General features: G+C 59.6%; 14 protein-coding genes and 5 pseudogenes. 4 read left to right on the forward strand and 15 right to left on the reverse strand.

The features are described from left to right. Positions 1-476: 476 nt before the first annotated feature. Positions 477-809 carry a hypothetical protein gene (locus GNZ12_RS24475; protein WP_172314495.1) on the reverse strand — a complete coding sequence of 111 codons (333 nt, stop codon included), beginning with the start codon at positions 807-809 and terminating at the stop codon, positions 477-479. 564 nt (positions 810-1,373) lie between these two features. Here GNZ12_RS24475 and GNZ12_RS24480 point away from each other — a divergent pair. Further along, positions 1,374-1,619 (forward strand): annotated as a pseudogene (locus tag GNZ12_RS24480) (TIGR04141 family sporadically distributed protein); the annotation flags it as partial. A gap of 612 nt (positions 1,620-2,231) precedes the next feature. Here the strand turns inward: GNZ12_RS24480 and GNZ12_RS24485 are convergent. The 6 genes and pseudogenes from GNZ12_RS24485 to GNZ12_RS24510 form a co-directional block, all read right to left on the reverse strand. Next, positions 2,232-2,627, reverse strand: coding sequence for a PIN domain-containing protein (locus GNZ12_RS24485; RefSeq protein ID WP_172314497.1), 396 nt, complete (start codon positions 2,625-2,627; stop codon positions 2,232-2,234). After that, positions 2,627-2,869 carry an AbrB/MazE/SpoVT family DNA-binding domain-containing protein gene (locus tag GNZ12_RS24490; RefSeq protein ID WP_172314499.1) on the reverse strand — a complete coding sequence of 81 codons (243 nt, stop codon included), beginning with the start codon at positions 2,867-2,869 and terminating at the stop codon, positions 2,627-2,629. Before GNZ12_RS24490 ends, GNZ12_RS24485 begins: the two co-directional genes overlap by 1 nt. Positions 2,870-3,019: 150 nt before the next feature. Next, positions 3,020-3,409, reverse strand: coding sequence for a tyrosine-type recombinase/integrase (locus GNZ12_RS24495; RefSeq protein WP_172314501.1), 390 nt, complete (start codon positions 3,407-3,409; stop codon positions 3,020-3,022). A 262-nt stretch (positions 3,410-3,671) separates the two neighbouring features. Then, complete coding sequence (locus GNZ12_RS24500; protein ID WP_172314503.1) at positions 3,672-4,211, reverse strand: hypothetical protein; 540 nt, start codon at positions 4,209-4,211, stop codon at positions 3,672-3,674. A gap of 50 nt (positions 4,212-4,261) precedes the next feature. After that, positions 4,262-4,552: pseudogene (locus GNZ12_RS24505) on the reverse strand (sigma factor); the annotation flags it as partial. Between the two features lie 517 nt (positions 4,553-5,069). After that, positions 5,070-6,020: a substrate-binding domain-containing protein gene (locus GNZ12_RS24510; RefSeq protein ID WP_172314505.1), complete on the reverse strand. Its 951-nt coding sequence runs from the start codon at positions 6,018-6,020 to the stop codon at positions 5,070-5,072. 536 nt (positions 6,021-6,556) lie between these two features. Here GNZ12_RS24510 and GNZ12_RS24515 point away from each other — a divergent pair. Then, positions 6,557-6,700 (forward strand): annotated as a pseudogene (locus tag GNZ12_RS24515) (IS6 family transposase); the annotation flags it as partial. Positions 6,701-7,024: 324 nt separating this feature from the next. Here GNZ12_RS24515 and GNZ12_RS24520 read toward each other — a convergent pair. The 3 genes and pseudogenes from GNZ12_RS24520 to GNZ12_RS24530 all read right to left on the reverse strand — a co-directional run bounded on the left by GNZ12_RS24520 (position 7,025) and on the right by GNZ12_RS24530 (position 9,239). After that, complete coding sequence (locus GNZ12_RS24520; protein ID WP_172314507.1) at positions 7,025-7,852, reverse strand: anti-sigma factor family protein; 828 nt, start codon at positions 7,850-7,852, stop codon at positions 7,025-7,027. Next, positions 7,849-8,367, reverse strand: coding sequence for a sigma-70 family RNA polymerase sigma factor (locus GNZ12_RS24525; protein WP_172314509.1), 519 nt, complete (start codon positions 8,365-8,367; stop codon positions 7,849-7,851). Before GNZ12_RS24525 ends, GNZ12_RS24520 begins: the two co-directional genes overlap by 4 nt. 140 nt (positions 8,368-8,507) lie before the next feature. Continuing rightward, a pseudogene (locus GNZ12_RS24530) lies at positions 8,508-9,239 on the reverse strand (anti-sigma factor family protein). A gap of 258 nt (positions 9,240-9,497) precedes the next feature. Here GNZ12_RS24530 and GNZ12_RS24535 point away from each other — a divergent pair. Beyond that, positions 9,498-9,767, forward strand: coding sequence for a DUF4148 domain-containing protein (locus tag GNZ12_RS24535; protein ID WP_172314511.1), 270 nt, complete (start codon positions 9,498-9,500; stop codon positions 9,765-9,767). A gap of 234 nt (positions 9,768-10,001) precedes the next feature. Here the strand turns inward: GNZ12_RS24535 and GNZ12_RS45595 are convergent. From GNZ12_RS45595 to GNZ12_RS24560, 5 genes and pseudogenes are all read right to left on the reverse strand, one after another. Further along, positions 10,002-10,130, reverse strand: a pseudogene (locus GNZ12_RS45595) (IS5/IS1182 family transposase); the annotation flags it as partial. A 96-nt stretch (positions 10,131-10,226) separates the two neighbouring features. Then, positions 10,227-10,691, reverse strand: coding sequence for a RidA family protein (locus GNZ12_RS24545; protein ID WP_172314513.1), 465 nt, complete (start codon positions 10,689-10,691; stop codon positions 10,227-10,229). Between the two features lie 44 nt (positions 10,692-10,735). Continuing rightward, the gene (locus tag GNZ12_RS24550) at positions 10,736-12,289 is read right to left on the reverse strand and encodes a M81 family metallopeptidase (protein ID WP_172314515.1); all 1,554 of its coding nucleotides are present in this window, start codon (positions 12,287-12,289) and stop codon (positions 10,736-10,738) included. Positions 12,290-12,484: 195 nt separating this feature from the next. Further along, a complete protein-coding gene (locus tag GNZ12_RS24555) occupies positions 12,485-13,234 on the reverse strand; it encodes a creatininase family protein (protein WP_172314517.1) in 750 nt (249 codons plus the stop codon). 127 nt (positions 13,235-13,361) lie between these two features. Further along, on the reverse strand, positions 13,362-14,648 hold the full coding sequence (locus tag GNZ12_RS24560; protein ID WP_172314519.1) for an MFS transporter: 1,287 nt from the start codon (positions 14,646-14,648) through the stop codon (positions 13,362-13,364). A gap of 137 nt (positions 14,649-14,785) precedes the next feature. On the opposite strand from GNZ12_RS24560, the gene GNZ12_RS24565 reads away from it, so the two are divergent. Further along, positions 14,786-15,736 (forward strand): LysR family transcriptional regulator, encoded by a 951-nt coding sequence (locus GNZ12_RS24565; RefSeq protein WP_172314521.1) that lies wholly within the window; start codon positions 14,786-14,788, stop codon positions 15,734-15,736. Positions 15,737-15,748: the final 12 nt, after the last annotated feature.

Below are 15,748 nucleotides of genomic sequence, written 5' to 3' on the forward strand. Positions count from 1 at the left end.
TGCGTGAAGTAGCCATCGCAAAATCATGCCCGATTTCGCGAGGCCATCAAGACGCGCAAACCCTTGCCCAGATCGGCTCTCCGACGTTTTCATCATGAAAAACCATCACACTTTTCCGCGAAGATCCAATAATCGTTTGTTGGGGGCGTTCGATGCGCGGGCGCACTATTTCTTCCGCTACTTATAAGCAAACAGATGTGCGGAAATGGACGCAGTCACCTACCCGGGAATCGCTAACTTCTTCAACCCAGCCGAGTAACGACCTAAAAGGGCGGTCGCGCGGCGCAGACGAGTCTGGGCAACGATACTACTCGACCGCGATTATGACGCTGGATGCCTTGACGACGGCGCTCGCGGGCTTGCCAACAGCCAGCATGCTGCCGCAAACCCGAACACGCCCGCCTACTTCCGGAAATGTCCACTTTCGGACGGACTGCCACGACCGGTTTCGATGCTGACGACGCGCGTGGGTCTGCTCATGCACCAGCACCGCCGGTTGGGTCCGGACGGAGTGGCGTCTGCAGGAGCGGCGACGGTCCCCACATCTCAACCTTGAAATTGGTCGCGAAGGTCCGCAATTCCTGCTCCAGCGCGCGCCATGGCCCGTCTGCGAACGTCGCCCAGTCGATTGTAGACCTCCAGCAGGTGGTCGTTCGAATCTGCGGGGCGCCGAGCATATTCCGGTTCGCGCGAAGTTCGACCAGACCTGACTGCTGCACAATCGTTTCTGCCGCCTTCCTGGCCCATTCGGCGTAAGACTCCAGATTCACGCCTGGCTGCAGGTCGTACGTATTCGTCACCTCTATCATGGACGTCCCCTCACCGATGGAGTTGGGTTCCGGCAAGCACATGTCCACTGCCAGTTCGCCGGTATTGCAATGCGCCGCGTCTCTGATACTGCCTTCGTTCGCCCCAGCGGGTCAAGCAGCGTTTCCATGACAAAACATCGAACCTGCTCTCGGAGACGGCCGGAAATGGGACACTTGGCTTCTCGTCGATTGATACGGACACGGAAGTTGAAGTTGGGTAGCTACAGGTCATCGAGGTCGATTTTGACAGCACAGCCTACTGATTTCAGCCGTTCAGAAACGAGGTGATGCTCCGCATTGCGCAACAATCCCCTCACGCTGATGTTCTCGTCTGTTTGGTCCCAATGCAACGCTGCACCACAGTGCAGAAATTCGAACTTCGCGACGTTCGTTGTTCAGACGTCGCTGTTCGTAGCCTTGGAAATCAATCCAGTGGAACACGCAACGCACTGCCGTTATTCAGGTGAACGGTGAATCTGGTTTCGTCGAATGAAACACGGATTGCTCTCGCTGACATATTAACTCCAGCACCTCGGTGAATTCGGGTGAAGGCTAGCGGCCGAGACGTTTATCAAAGACGAAGTCTTTCGGCGAAAGCTCAACGAACAACTTCCGAAGGGCATCAAGCTCGACGCCCCATCTAACCGCCCAAAGCCGGCTGACTACCGGATTGTCTACGCTATTGCCACTGTTAAGGACATCCCGCGAAGGCTGCCGTTTTTCTCGAAAGTCACGTTGAAGAACGCCATGTCAAACCTCGGCGTTGTGTGTCGACACCTATTATCGACAGACAAAAAGGCACGCACCTAACTTCCCCGTAAATCATTGGGAATCCAGCCCTCGGGCCTCGGCGGCCCTCTGTCGGAAAGCGCGAACTCGCGGCCGCCTGGCGTCGCGATACATCGAATGACGAACCAATCTTCGCACCTGGGCCGCCCAACAAGCGAAGGACCCATGCTTTATAATAGGGCCGCATCACGTTTTCGAGACTCAAGGTGATCCGCTGATACGCCCGCGGTCAGCCACCGACACCCTCTGTTGAATAGTTGATGACATTCGGTACGCCCCTAGATGGACGTAGCGTGAGAAGACCCAGCACCAAATCGAAACGCCACGGTGGGCCATAGGCGCCGCCTATCACTGTCTGCCGCCGACTGTCGCAACGCTCAGGAAAGTTTCCAGCCCGACATACCGAAGCCTCGCGAGATTGCGAGCGTCGGCCAATAGCCGCGCGTTGGTCCTGAGCGGGTCACCGCCATGGCAAAGCTATGGGTCGCCGGTCAAGCGTATCGGACAGGCGCTTAGGGCTTAATTTAAAACACCTAACAAAATGAATCGCGGCGACCGCTAGCTGTCCGGTAGTATCGGACTCAGCAGATAACAGGCGCTGCCCCAGGAGGCGCTCCGCATGGCTTTTCCGCTTTACTTGATTAACCGCAAGCCAGCCGACTTAGCGACTTTCGCGTCAAACGTCGCTGTGTACTCGCAATGTGCGTCATGACAAGTGCGCTCGATCAGGCAGTCCGCGAAATCGGCCTTGGAGGAAGAGAACACGCGAAGGGCTTTCCAAACTGTTTCGGCAGCTTCAACGCTCAACTCCTTAGTTCGAAGAAGGCCTTCAACCACCTTTGCAATCTGCTCGCGATCGGCGGCATACAGGCTGGAGAGAACCCACACGACTTCGACTAGGGCAACCTGCGTTACGTAGCCGGGTTCGTCAACCGTCAGCGATTCGATCAAGGTACTTGCCTTCGGCGATTGCGCTGCATCATCCTGGGCGATGTAGCGGACTAGCACGTTTGTATCAAGACCGATCATTAAGCACCGGCTCCGCGTGCGGCAATGGCAGCATTCATATCTTCAACGGACACAGGCTTGGCCGGCTTCCCTACAAGCCCCTTGAGCGATTCCACGGATTTTGTCGCGGGCACTAACTCGTAGCGACCGGTGGTCTCGTTGAGGACGAATTCGATTCTGTCGCCGGTTCCCAACCCCAAATCTCTCCGAACGCCGACCGGGATTGTGACTTGTCCCTTCGACGTAACTGTCGCGGATGCCATGATATTCTCCTTGATGCCGCCATTCCTTGCTTTAAGGTAAGGAAACAGGCAAATCAAGGTCTAGCCGCGGTTTTTTAATCTCCCTGCCCAGCTATATCGGCCGCTCGAACGCAAACTTCAGTGCACAGCGAGCCTCGCTCCGACAGGCCGTCAATCGCAGTCGTCATCGAAAGCGGCCATAGCTTCACGCCGCTCGCGTGCCGGCACTTCAAGATAGGGCGAGACATGATCCAGATGCGAATGGCCGAGAAGCAATTGCACGGTGTCGAGCGAGTGCCCCCGTGCTACCAGGCGGCTCCCAAACGTTCTGCGGCCAATATGGCTGCTATAACCGGCACCGAGGCCAGCGGCACGGCACAGACCTGTGACATAGCTTTGGAGGCCGTCGGCCGCGAGGTATTCGACCGTCTCACCATCGAAGTTGACCCGCCGCTTAACGCTCAACTCGAACGCGTTGCCTTTCTGCGTGAGCATCAGCCGAGTGTGGGGCATGAGACCGCGATACTCCCGACGGTCCAGAGCCGCGATTGACTTGTACATCTTCAGATTCCTAAGTAGTATTAAATAAGTGGTTTTCGTTCGCCAGCTACAGGGCAATTCGCCTTTGCGACGACGCTGGGTTCATCACATCCGCGAGCGGAGCGTGAATTCTTTATGGCACGCCCGGCGGACAGGGTTTGCGGTCGGTGAAAATTTCGCTTCGGCAAGGCATCGCTCTTTAGGAACTCGTCCCAGAATGACCACACTAAGCACCTTGCGTAGCATCGCTAGCGATGCCATCCAGTAGTCGGCGCATCCGTGCTCATTCGAATCGGAGAGCGACGCACAACAGTTCGTCTACCCATGCCAGAGAGAGAAAAAACAAAGTATGGGCCGCCGCAAACCAAGCTATGCCGAAGCAAGATAGATCCCGGCTTCCCGCGAACCCTTCGCCAACTAACGGCAAAACAATCACTGCATTGATCAGCCAAACCGTGGTCGCATAGATCACGCCTTTCGCGGTGGCGGAGCCCGGCAAGCGCACCTTCAGACCCAACACGTACATCTGCGCCATTGCCATACCAATGACGGCATGAAATGACCACTGAAACAGCTGCGTATCGGGCGTCGGAAGTCCGAGCCTGCGCCATATATCGGCTACGCCAGCGAGCGCTAAAGGGATGCCTCCAAGCTGCACAAGGAGGCGCAACAAGCCCCCATGAGCCGTGGACAATGGTACCCAATCAGCTGCCTTTAGCGCGATGGAGTTCAGTGCAATCGCGACAATCCCTGCGATGCCACCGCGCAACAACCGTAAGTTAAAGGGACCAGCTCGTGTCGCTTCCGGCATCATCTTCACCATTTACCTAACTTGTCGCCGCCTGAGTGAGCGGCGAATAGACCTGATGCGAATCGTGTGTCATCCGACAGCGCAAATGATTCGCCTTGCGATTCGCTGTAATCGTCGAACGATACGTGCACAGCTCGCGCCGAAACCTTGCGCGCCTGGTTGGCAAGCACGTTATGCATGATTGCAAAGAGCCAAGCCCGGAGGTTTGTGCCCGACTGGAACAGTGTCAGTCGAGTCAATGCGCGTTCCAGAGTGTCATGCACCAAGTCGTCGGCTAAGTCGCCATTGCCCGTCAGCTTTCTTGCGTAGCGTTGCAGATGCGGAACGTGCCTCATCAAGTCACCGATGTCCATCGTCTTGCCAGTCAGCTGGATTGCGTCGTACGTCGGATTGAGTGTGCGACGGCTTCCTGTAGCAAACACTGGCAATGCCTCTTTATTCCGGTGTCTATTGCGCAGCAAGTGCACTCATAGGGGGAGGCCAGTCAGTGCTATGACATCGCGACGATGCGTTACTCAATGACCCAGCAGGTTCACAAACAATGAAAAAATCGCAGGACATCCGGAACAAACGCTCACCTGATCGCGTTTGCCTCGGTAATTCCATCCTGGTCAAGCAAAGGGGTGGCGCAATGTTCGCCGTGTTGGCGACAGCAGCGATATTAGGTCACACATCCCCTTCGGCAGGCTGACATAGCCGGCCGTTTGAGCCCCTCCCGGAGTGCATGATGCCTGGCATCGGAAGTGACGGCGCGAGGAGGAGGCCCCCTTGAGTGATGCAAGCTCGCGGAGCGGCCCCCGTGTGAAAAGTGGACAGACGGCGCCTTACAGAGCGATGCCGGCGCAGGATCTAGTGTGGTTGTCCGCAAGTTCAGCCAGCAGGTGCCATGTAGGGCTTGAACCCATAGCGTTCGAAGATCGCGAGCCCGTCGGGCGAGCGGATGAAGTCCAACCATCGACGTGCGGCCTCGGTATGGGATGCATGCTGCGCAATGGCGCCCGCATAGATCGCCGTGCTGTTGTCGGCGGGCGCAATATCCACATGACTGATTGGATGACCGGCCTGTTCCTCGAACAACGCTTCAGATTGCCATGTAACGCCTGCTTGCGCCTTGAACTGCATGATCCACAGTGGCGTCTGACGGTGATGGATGTGTGTCAGCACGGTGGTCCCGTCGGCAACTTTGGCGCTATACACCCGGTCGATCAGCGTCTTACCTCCCGCATGATTGAGCGACGCCTTGATCTGCCGCGCAATACCTTCGAATTCGGGATTCGGCATTGCCAGTCGGACCCTGGGGCGGCCAAGATCGACGAGTCCGGTTATATGGGCGGGATTGCCCGCCGGCACCATGATGGTCAGCATGTTCGTCACATACGGCACGGCCGGCGCCCGCAGGAACCCCGCGTCGATCTGTTTCTGGACAGCCTCCAGATCCGCGAGATAAATGTCAGCCGGGACGGTCCATGTCATGTTGCCGACCGTTACGGTGCCGCCGTTTTCCATCTGCTTCACCAGCAGGCCCGGTGGTATCGTTTCCCAGTACACGTGACCCTTGTACTGCGGATAACGGGTTTCGAACGCCTGCACGAGCGGCGCCATGGCAAAGAAGTAGTTACCGCCAACATAGAGCACCAGCGAGGGATGAATCGGGTCCCCGTGGAAATCGGCAAGATTGTCAGCGTCCGGCTCAGTGAACGACAGACCGCGTGTCGTACTGTCGTTGTTAGCGCCATGTTGCCACGGCGGATAGGGACCCTGGTTATGCGTGATCTCAGCGACGCCTGCGCTCGGCGCAGCCTCGGCATGGGCGAACCCCATGATGAGGGCGCCTATGGCGCTCACTACGCAGGCAGCGAGGGGGTTTCGGCGAATGTTGAACATGCTTCAAACTCCGGATAATCGAAATAGGTGCGCGCGCCGTGCGGCCACGTGCACTACCGGACGCGCAATGCGTCGACGATTACGTTGGCTCCACAATATCGACGCCCAACCCCCGTTCGAAGTAGGTCTTGACCATCTCTCCATCGACAGCGCACAGCAGTCCTACGTACCTCCAGGAAGCGTGTGCGGCTACCATTCCCTGCCCTGTTGATAACTTTGCGTCAGGAGCCTGAGAAGACATTGCAAAAGATGAATGCGATTTTCTTCGTGATGATCGTCGGTGAGTTGGTGTGAGTTGGTGTGTGTTGTATAAGGGCGAACGCCGGTTCACCGACGTTTATTCCCGGTCGAAAAAGAACCCTATCAGTATTCCAATTCGACGCGATCGGAACAAACATCGCAAGCTGGGCGCAAGAACCATGCAGCGTTCAGGCACTACCAGGTTAACGGGGAGGCGGCGGTAGGATGAGGTAATGAAGAAGACAAAATCGCTTTACTACGACCACCGCTTCCCTGCCGTCGTCATCAGCTGCGAGGTTTGCTGGTATTTCCGGTTCAGTCTGAGCCTGCGCGACATCGAGGAGTTGTTGCTCGAGCGAGATGTCGTCGTCACGTACGCCCCGAAGGACGTGACCTTAGTGGACGAAACTATCCGTTAGTGATACAAATTAAATTAACACCCCCCGACATTGGGGCACGGATAGGTCGATGAAAGTTTGGGGTAATAGAGTGATGGCCCAACTATTCAGAAGCTGAAGCATGCCGCACAAGCACGACGCCGATCGCCGGCATCACAGCCCCCATATGGCGCACCGGATGAACCGGTTGCTTGGGGTTACGCCGCGTGAGCTGACCAGATCGCGCACCAATCCAGTCGGTGCAATACGCGCGGCGGCGCTCCATCGCGGCCGCGGCGCCGGAAGCTGATACGCGGGAACGTATCAACCCGGCGCCGCTCCCGTCAATTGCGAATACACGTCATGCGACAGTTGCAACAGCACCTTGCGATCGATTCCGCCTGACACCGCGTAACCGAAATCGCCGTCGACCCAGTAGAACACGTTCACCGGTCCGTCCTGATACAGCTTGAATGCGGTGGTATTCGCGTTCACCTGACGGTGGGAGATACATAACGTCACGCGCTCGCCGTTTGGCCCGCGATACATGAACTGCGCGGTCGGCCCATCGGCGCCCGGCAACAGACGGCCGCCGGACAGGTTGAAACCGCTCTTCGACAGAATCGGCGGATGCACATTGGTGCCGAGCCGGTTGGACAGCCACTGCACGAAATCCTGTTCGTGATCGGCATTCATGTCTGCTGGGCGGTCGATGGCGGGCATATAGACCACATGCGCGATAGCGGCTTGCCGTGCGAAACCCTCGGCGCTATCCAGGCTGACAGGGCGCATGTCCGAGTGACCGGCGACCGGCGCCACGACGTCCTGCCCCATGTGCGTACCCACGCCGATGCCCACGCCCATCACCAGCGCCGCGGCCATCCCGGCGAACTGCGGCCAGTTGGCGGCAATGCGCCAGCGGCGCCCTCTGGCCGGAGGCGTCTGCAGACGCTTGGGCACAGGCTCGCTCAGCACGCGGTCGTAGCGTTCATGGAACATGTTGTTCAGCGAGAAATAATCGCTGACGCGTGTGGCCAGATCGGGGTTCTGTTCGAGCGCGCGCTCCACCTCGACGCGTCGTTCGTCGGACAGCGTGCCGTCCACGTACGCGTGCAGGTCTTCTTCGCCGATCGGCATATGTTGGTCGCTCATCGCACCACCTGTAATTTCGCACCGGGCTGCGTGCCCGCCATCAATGCCCGAAGCCGCTCGCGCCCGCGTGAAAGCCGCGACATCACCGTGCCGATCGGAATCTCCAGCGCGAGCGCCACGTCGGCATAGCTCATTTCCTCGAGGCCGACCAGCAGCACGACTTCGCGCTGCTCCGCCGGCAGGCGCTGCAAGGCATAGTCGAGGTCGCGCATTTCCAGCGAACGGGTCTGGTCGGACGGCACGGCGAATTCGCTTTCGTTGACGCTATCGTCGTCGACCGCCACGTGAACGGCGCGCGCGGAGGCTTTGCGCGCCTGATTGGCGAAGACGTTATGCATGATCGTAAACAGCCATGCGCGCAGGTCGGTGCCCGGCTGGAACATGCCGGTGCGACCGAGCGCGCGTTCGAGCGTGTCCTGAACCAGATCGTCGGCGAGATCGCGGTTGTTGATCAATGCTCGTGCGTAGCGCCGCAAGCGCGGCACATGCTCTATCAACTCGTCACGGACATCCATTTTTCACCCCAATCGATGGGCTTCAGGTGGAACGCCGGATCGGCGGCTGCCAGTCGGACCACCACGCGCATGTGAGGTGCAAACACGCGTGGACCAATTTTACTCCCTTGCCTGCGTGGCCGTTGATGTGGTTCCAGGCATCAGTGCAGGGTCATGACGTCGGCTGCGCGCATCAGGCCGTGGGTGCGGGCGTCGCCGGCGACCACGAAGTGCTGCCGCTGCGCCGTCTAGCTCAGCAGACGGATCTCGCCGATGCGGCGCGCGGACCACTGCGGGTGGGTCGGCGCTAGCAGCGCCGGCGTGGACATCAGCACGACGGGCAGGTTGTCCCCGTTTAGATAGACGAATTCGCTGGCGCGTTGGAATGGGCCAAGCGATTGGACCCTTTGATCCACCAGGCGCAACCCGATCGCGGCGAGATCAGGGGCCGACGGATCGATACGCGTCGGCGATGCAGCGGAAAACGGTGCGGCGACGGTTTCCGCCAGCGCCATCACGGCGGCGTTGCTGAGCGCCTGCGCGGACACCTGAGTGGCGGCGAGCCAGCCGCTGACGGCCACCAGGATCAGAACGAGCATCGCCAGCGTCGTCGCAGGCCTGCCATGCGGCCTGGCTGATTTCAGCCGGAACCGGTCAAGCGTGCGACGCCAGCCCGCTGCGCGGATCTTCACCGGTTCGTCGATGGTCTGGAACGCCTGCCGGATCTGCACGTTCAGCCTGCCGTAGAACGCTACGCGGCGCGCCTCCGTCGGATCGTTGCCCAGATAGTCTCTGAGGAAGACGGCGCGTTCGGGCGTCAATGTGCCGTCGGTGTAGGCCTGGATGTCCGCTTCGGAAAGCGGCGAATCGGCAGGGGTGTCATTGGGGGGCATGGTGTGCGCGTTCGTCGAAGGTCGGCTATCAAGTGGCAAACACCGCTACGCGACCGTTTATTCCACGCGCGTGAGAAGCAGCTTTCGACACCATCGCGACATCGACACCATCTTGCCGAGCGGTGAGCAAACCCATTCACGCCCCGCTTCATTCCGCATTCCAACCATGTTTTTTCAAAGCGAAAAACGCAGGAATAAAAGCCGCGAAAGCAGGGTTCTCCTTCATGCGAACCTGCACAAAACTCACTGGAGTTCATCATGAAGAAGATCGCTTTTGCCGCATTGTCCGTCGTCGTTCTCGCTGCTTCGTCAAGTGCTTTTGCGCAAGGCAAGACACGTGCTGAGGTCTATCAGGAACTGATCGAAGCACAACAGAACGGACTCAACTATGTCACCGATGCATCGTATCCCGATGTTAGTCCGGTGTTCGCACAGCAGGTCGAGCACCACAAGCTGGCACTCGCCGCTGAAGCAGTTTCCGCCAGTCACGTCGCGAACAGCGACGCGCCGGCAGGTAGTGTTAATTGAAAAGACTCAGATGGCTGGCGCGTGGCGTTGGTGCATGGAGGCGATGGTGTGCGCAATGTGCCCCTTTCCCCACGGACTATGCTGCGGGAACGTTAAAGCGGACGGACTTCGGGCGTGCGGCGGCCAGCATGCGGTTGAGCACCGCCACGCCGATCGCTGCTTCGGTTTGCTGAGCATCGGGATGGCGATCGCGCTGCGTGGGCGGCCCCGTCTCGCAGCTGCGCACGGCGGGGTCAGCCCCATCAACTGGACCACCGAACCCAGCCGGCCTTCGGTCTGCCGCAAACGCATCCGCAACGCACTGCCCAGCATCAGGGTGGTCTCGATCGCCAGATCTGAATAGCGGGCCTCGCCGCCTGGCGTGGTGCTTGTGCAGCATGCGTCCGATTCTGAACAGTGGGGCCGTCACTCTATTACCCCAACCTTTCATCGACCTGGCCGCGCACCAATGCCACGTCGTTATTTTACTTCGACGTTCATCTCAAGTTCCAGACACGCGCCCAACGGAATCTGAGCCACGCCGAAGGCCGAGCGCGCATGCTTGCCGCGCTCGCCGAATACTTCCGAGAGCAATTCCGACGCGCCGTTCGTCACCAGATGTTGCTCGACAAAATCCGGCGTCGAATTGACAAGACTCATCAGCTTGACGATCCGCGTCACGCGGTTAAGGTCGCCCACGTGTGCGTGCAGCGTAGCGAGCAGATCAATAACGACCGACCGTGCGGCGACGCGCCCTTCTTCCGTTGTCAGGGTGCTGCCGAGCTTGCCGGCCCATACCTTGCCGTCCTTCTTCGCGATATGCCCGGCCAGGAAGATCATATTGGCGCTTTGCGCACTCATCACGTAAGCGGCCGCGGGCGCGCCGGCGATCGGCAAGTCGATCCCGAGTTCCTTAAGTTTGACGTAGACGTCCTGTTGGACCATGAAATGCTCCGTAAATAGTGGGTTGATCAATACGAACTGCTAGTTCAAGCCATGAAACCGCTTTGATGCGACGACCAGACCGCGGTCAGGTCGGAGTCGGTCGCGCGAAGCTCGCCGAGCGACTTCCCGGTTGGACGCACTCGAATCCGCGGATCGAGGTGCCGCCACGGCAGATCGGACGGATCGGCGGCCATAGGACCGGGTGCTTTGGCGACCAGGATGGTGTCAGCAATCGACTGAAAGTCTGCGCGGAAGTGCACGGAACTCTTGTTGACGAGAATCTTCATCTGTTCCGGTTCAATGCCCGCCACGCGGTACAGGTTACGCTCGAACATCTGCATCTTGATCGAGCTCACGGCGATCCTCACCCCATCGATGCGAAGACAGGCCACAGGACCGAGATCGCCCGACATCCCGTTCATCATCGGTCCGTCAAAACGAAAATGTCCGTCCGAAACATGTTCAACGTGGAAGGGTCCTACCAGCGGTTCATCTCCGGGCACGCCCGAGCGGCCGCCCAGGGCGAGTTCGAGCGTCGCGCCCACCCCTGCCCGATGGGCCGCGGCCACTGCCTGTGCATCCCAGATCATGCCGACCGCAGCGCCGACGGCGCCGTTGCCCAACAGTGCGCGCACCATGAACATCGTGTTCGAATCGCCCCCAGCGCCAGGGTTATCCTGCGTATCGGCAATGATCACAGGCTGCTGTGCGCTTCGGCTGCGCAGCATTGCGTCGATCACGACCTCGTCAGGCGTCAGGAAGCGAACCGCCCACTGCGCCTCAAGCGCGGTGATTTTGTCGAACAAGGTATCGACAGCCGCCGTCAGCGCATCTTCGTCATGCCCATATCCCCAGATCGCCGGACCGCATTCCGCAAAGTCGGCAGCTGGAAACCCCGGCGCGAAGGAAAGCGAAGTGACCGTGTCCCGTTCGAGCGAGGCCACAAGTTCGTAAACGCCGCGCGCGGGTTCGTCGAGCGTGCACATGGCGTTGATGGGAATCAGGAATGGGATGCGCCGCGCCACCCGCTTGAGCGGCAGCCTATCGGCCAACAGCTCGTCGAGGATGCGCGCGGCCCGTTCCCCGGTCTGTGCCATGTCGACGTGCGGATATGTCCGATAGGCGACAAGGGCATCCGCGTATTTCAGCATTCGTTGCGTCACGTTCGCGTGCAGATCCAGCGTGGCAACGACCGGAATGGCGGCGCCGACGGTTAGCCGAATGCGCTCCAGCAGTTCGCCTTCGCCGTCATCGGTGTGCTCGGCGACCATGGCGCCGTGCAGATCGAGATAAATGGCGTTAAACGTCTCCGTCTTGACTGCCTGAAGAATGCAGCCTGCGATGCGCTCGTAGGCATCTTGCGTCACATGGGCCGACGGACTCGCGCCTGCCCAGATCACAGGAATCAGTTCATGTCCGGCGGCCTCGGCGTGCCGGATGAAGCCAGCGACCGGGACGTTGACGTCGCGCAGGTGCAGGACTTCGGCACCGCGCGCGAGCGCAGGAAAGCCCTCGCCTTGCAGAAAGTTTTCCCAGCCGGCCCGTGTGGGCGCAAAGGTATTGGTCTCGTGCTGAAAGCCCGCAATCAGGATCTTCATGCGCGCACACCGCGGCCAACCGGCCAATCGTGGCGCATCGCTTGGACAGGCAAATCAGTCATGCGCGCGAGGGTTGCGGCGCTCGCAAGCGGGGTTTGAGAGGTTGACACAGGGTCTCCAGTATAGAAAGTCTTGAGCCGCTGCCCGGATCTGGCCGTCGGTGCGACGGCCAGAATGCAGCGCCTTCGCGACCTGTTAGTCCGGGACGCTTTCGCGGCTGAACGCATCCATCTCGCGAATCAGGCTCTGTGCGGCCAGCTTCACCAGCGCACCACCCTTCTCCTGAGAAGCCTGGCCTGGATCCGAGCCCATCCGGCCATCGGGATAGCGCGCGCGGAACTCGAGCGCATCGCGAATCGGCCCCGACGGCGCGATCTGCGGAGCGTAGCTGGCCGTCTTGATCGTCTCAGGAAGCGCCCATTGCGTGATGGCGATCTCGGAGGGCGTCGCATGCGCTCCGTGACCGGTAGGAAACTGCTCGCGCGCCAGCTCGCCGACGCCCTCGAGATCCCACCAGTTGCACAGCTTCAGTGCGAAGCCCGAGCGGCGTTTCGCGAAACTGGCCTCAGCATAAATCTCGGAGAAAGCGGCTTCGATCGACGCGACGTTGCCGCCGTGGCCGTTCAGAAACAGGATTTTCTCGAAGCCATGAACCGCCAGCGAGCGCGTCCAGTCCCCAATGGCGGCGATGAAGGTCGACGGCCGCAGCGAGATGGTTCCCGGGAAACCCAGGTGATGCTGGGCCATGCCGATATTAAAGGTCGGCGCAATCAGGATGTCCGCGCTCTTCTCGGCTTCGTGCGCGATGATTTCCGGGCACAACCAGTCGGTGCCCAACAGTCCGGTGGGGCCGTGCTGCTCGTTCGAGCCGATCGGAACGACGATCGAACGGCTTCGCTCCAGGTATTGCCCAACTTCGGCCCATGTTGACAGATGTAAAAGCATTTGAGGTCCTCTCTTTCGCCGCTTCCCGCTGGAGCGCGGCACATTGGGTTGACTTCGGCCCCTCGACCGGCGCCAGCGGGCGACAGTCGAAGCGCTTACTGATCCAGATCTGCGCCTACGCGGATCGCTATTCCTTCGGCAACCGGTTCGTGACCAGCAGCACTGCGCCGCATAGCGCCAGACCGGCGACGATCAGCAGTCCGAGATGAAGGTTGCCGGTTGCCGTCTTGGCCCAGCCGATGATGGCGGGCCCCCAGAATCCACCGGACAAGCCGATTGTGTTGATCAGGGCAATGCCACCCGCTGCCGCATCGCCCTTGATGTATTCAGGCGGGATGGCCCAAAACACCGTGTATGCCATCCACAGCATCGTCGTGGCGAGCGTCAACAGGACGAGCGAGGCGACGAGGTTGCCGTCGTTCAAAACCGACAGGGAAAGCAATACCGCGGCGAGAAGCGCCGGCACCGAGCTGTGATAACGCCTTTCGCGACACGCATCCGACCTGCGGCCGATGAAGTACATGCCGAAGGCGGCCCCAACGTAGGGAATCGCCGCATACCAGCCAAGCCGGATCGTATCGTCGACACCTTGCGACTTCACGATGGTCGGCAGCCAGAAGCTCATGGCGTAGATCGACGCGATGATGCAAAAGTACGCGCAAGCCAGCAGATAGACCTTGGGGTTACGCAAGACAGCCTTGAACGAGTGATCTCCAGCCGGGACCGCCGCGAGCTCGGACTCGAGCAGGCGCTTCTCGTCATCGTTCAGCCAGCTGGCCTGCGCGGGCCGATCTGACAGAACGAACAGCGTGAGCACGCCCAGCACGATGCACGGCAAACCTTCCGCGAGGAACATCCACTGCCAGCCGGCGAGACCAGCCTTGCCGGCGAGGCTGGTCATCAGCCACGCAGAGAGCGGTCCGCCGACAATGCCGCCGATCGGGCCGGCGAGAAACACGATCGCGATGGCCCGGGCCATACGTGAGGGGCCGTACCAGCGCGAAAGATAAAAAATCATGCCGGGCGCAAAACCCGCTTCGAAAATGCCGAGCAGAAAGCGCATTCCGTAGAACATCTGTACGTTGCGCACAAACAGCATGCATGCCGAGGTAATGCCCCACAGCACCAGGATGCGGAAAAAGGTTTTCCGTGCGCCGATTCTCGGCAACATCAGGTTGCTCGGCAGCTCGAACAGCACGTACCCCAGAAAGAAGATACCGGCTCCAACACCGTAGGCGGCATCGGAAAAGCCCAGGTCGCTTTGCATCTGCAACTTGGCGAAGCCGACATTCACACGATCCAGATAAGCGAACAGATAACAGAGCAGAAGAAACGGGAGTAGCCTCCAGTTGAGCCTGTCATAGAGAGCAGGAACGTCGTTCCCGCGAATTGCTGCGGTTTGAATTGTTGCCATACCAGTCTCCATGTCGAACGTTTTGTTCAGCCCATCCTGTATCGGAATGGTGGCAACTCCCAGCAGAACTAGCAACAGCAACTAAGTTCACGTATCGTTGACTACAAGGCAACGACAGCGACGATGGGACGGCCGACATGCGAGAAATCAATCAGCAGCGCCTGCGCTATTTCTATGAAGTATTGACTCACGGTACGATTCGCGGGGCAGCGGATAGCCTCAACACGTCGCCCTCCGTCATTACACGGCAGATCAAGCTACTGGAAGACGAACTCGGCGCGACGCTGTTTGAGCGTCAGGCCCGTGGCGTGAGGCCCACCGAGGCGGCGGCGCATCTGCTCGAGTTCTGGAGAGGGTATCGGTCGCAGCAGGAGAAGCTGGAGGACCAGCTTCATGCCATGAAGGGTCTCCAGCAAGGCCATGTTCAACTGGCCATCAGCGAAGGCTATGTCGACGCGCTGATCGACGAAGTGCTCATCCCCTTCTGTGCCCAATACCCCAAGCTGGATATTGGCGTGGAGATCCTGCCAGTTGACAATGTGCTGAATGAAGTGGCCGAAAGCCGCGCGCATATCGGTCTTGCTTACAATCCGCCGCCGCATGCGCGCATCGAATATCGCGCAAGTTCATCGCAACCCGTCGTTCTGCTGGTTCGACCGGAGCATCCGCTGGCGGTGCGAGGGGGGCCGGCAAGCGTCGAAGACCTGCTCGCCTATCCACTGGCGTTGATGCCAGGTACCTTCGGAATCGGTCACGCAGCAAAGATGCTGGAGTTCGCCGAGAACATCGAGATTCGTCCGATCCTCACTACGAATTCGCTGACCGCGCTCAAGCGCTTCGTCGCTTCCGAAAACTTCGTAACGCTTATTGGAGAGTTTGCCGCGTATCGGGAGATCACAGCAGGCGAACTGACCGTCGTGCCGATCGACCACCCCTTGTTTCGCGGTATCAAGGCGCGGCTGCTTGTCAAATCCGGCCGCCCGCTCGTGGCCGCCGCGCACGAGTTGCTCAACTGGATCCTGCACCGTATGACGATGTTCGCAGAGTCGGATGACGCCGATCGCATCCAGACATTCACAGGCCTGTGACGCACGACGTGG

It is taken from the genome of Paraburkholderia solitsugae (assembly GCF_013177695.1).
GTDB classification, from domain to species: domain Bacteria; phylum Pseudomonadota; class Gammaproteobacteria; order Burkholderiales; family Burkholderiaceae; genus Paraburkholderia; species Paraburkholderia solitsugae.

Excerpts from the sequence above, each read along its gene's own strand:
- GNZ12_RS24475 (WP_172314495.1), bottom strand. The coding sequence starts at position 809 with ATGATAGAGGTGACGAATACGTACGACCTGCAGCCAGGCGTGAATCTG.
- GNZ12_RS24485 (WP_172314497.1), bottom strand. The coding sequence starts at position 2,627 with ATGATCGGTCTTGATACAAACGTGCTAGTCCGCTACATCGCCCAGGAT.
- GNZ12_RS24490 (WP_172314499.1), bottom strand. The coding sequence starts at position 2,869 with ATGGCATCCGCGACAGTTACGTCGAAGGGACAAGTCACAATCCCGGTC.
- GNZ12_RS24495 (WP_172314501.1), bottom strand. The coding sequence starts at position 3,409 with ATGTACAAGTCAATCGCGGCTCTGGACCGTCGGGAGTATCGCGGTCTC.
- GNZ12_RS24500 (WP_172314503.1), bottom strand. The coding sequence starts at position 4,211 with ATGGTGAAGATGATGCCGGAAGCGACACGAGCTGGTCCCTTTAACTTA.
- GNZ12_RS24510 (WP_172314505.1), bottom strand. The coding sequence starts at position 6,020 with ATGGGGTTCGCCCATGCCGAGGCTGCGCCGAGCGCAGGCGTCGCTGAG.
- GNZ12_RS24520 (WP_172314507.1), bottom strand. The coding sequence starts at position 7,852 with ATGAGCGACCAACATATGCCGATCGGCGAAGAAGACCTGCACGCGTAC.
- GNZ12_RS24525 (WP_172314509.1), bottom strand. The coding sequence starts at position 8,367 with ATGGATGTCCGTGACGAGTTGATAGAGCATGTGCCGCGCTTGCGGCGC.
- GNZ12_RS24535 (WP_172314511.1), top strand. The coding sequence starts at position 9,498 with ATGAAGAAGATCGCTTTTGCCGCATTGTCCGTCGTCGTTCTCGCTGCT.
- GNZ12_RS24545 (WP_172314513.1), bottom strand. The coding sequence starts at position 10,691 with ATGGTCCAACAGGACGTCTACGTCAAACTTAAGGAACTCGGGATCGAC.
- GNZ12_RS24550 (WP_172314515.1), bottom strand. The coding sequence starts at position 12,289 with ATGAAGATCCTGATTGCGGGCTTTCAGCACGAGACCAATACCTTTGCG.
- GNZ12_RS24555 (WP_172314517.1), bottom strand. The coding sequence starts at position 13,234 with ATGCTTTTACATCTGTCAACATGGGCCGAAGTTGGGCAATACCTGGAG.
- GNZ12_RS24560 (WP_172314519.1), bottom strand. The coding sequence starts at position 14,648 with ATGGCAACAATTCAAACCGCAGCAATTCGCGGGAACGACGTTCCTGCT.
- GNZ12_RS24565 (WP_172314521.1), top strand. The coding sequence starts at position 14,786 with ATGCGAGAAATCAATCAGCAGCGCCTGCGCTATTTCTATGAAGTATTG.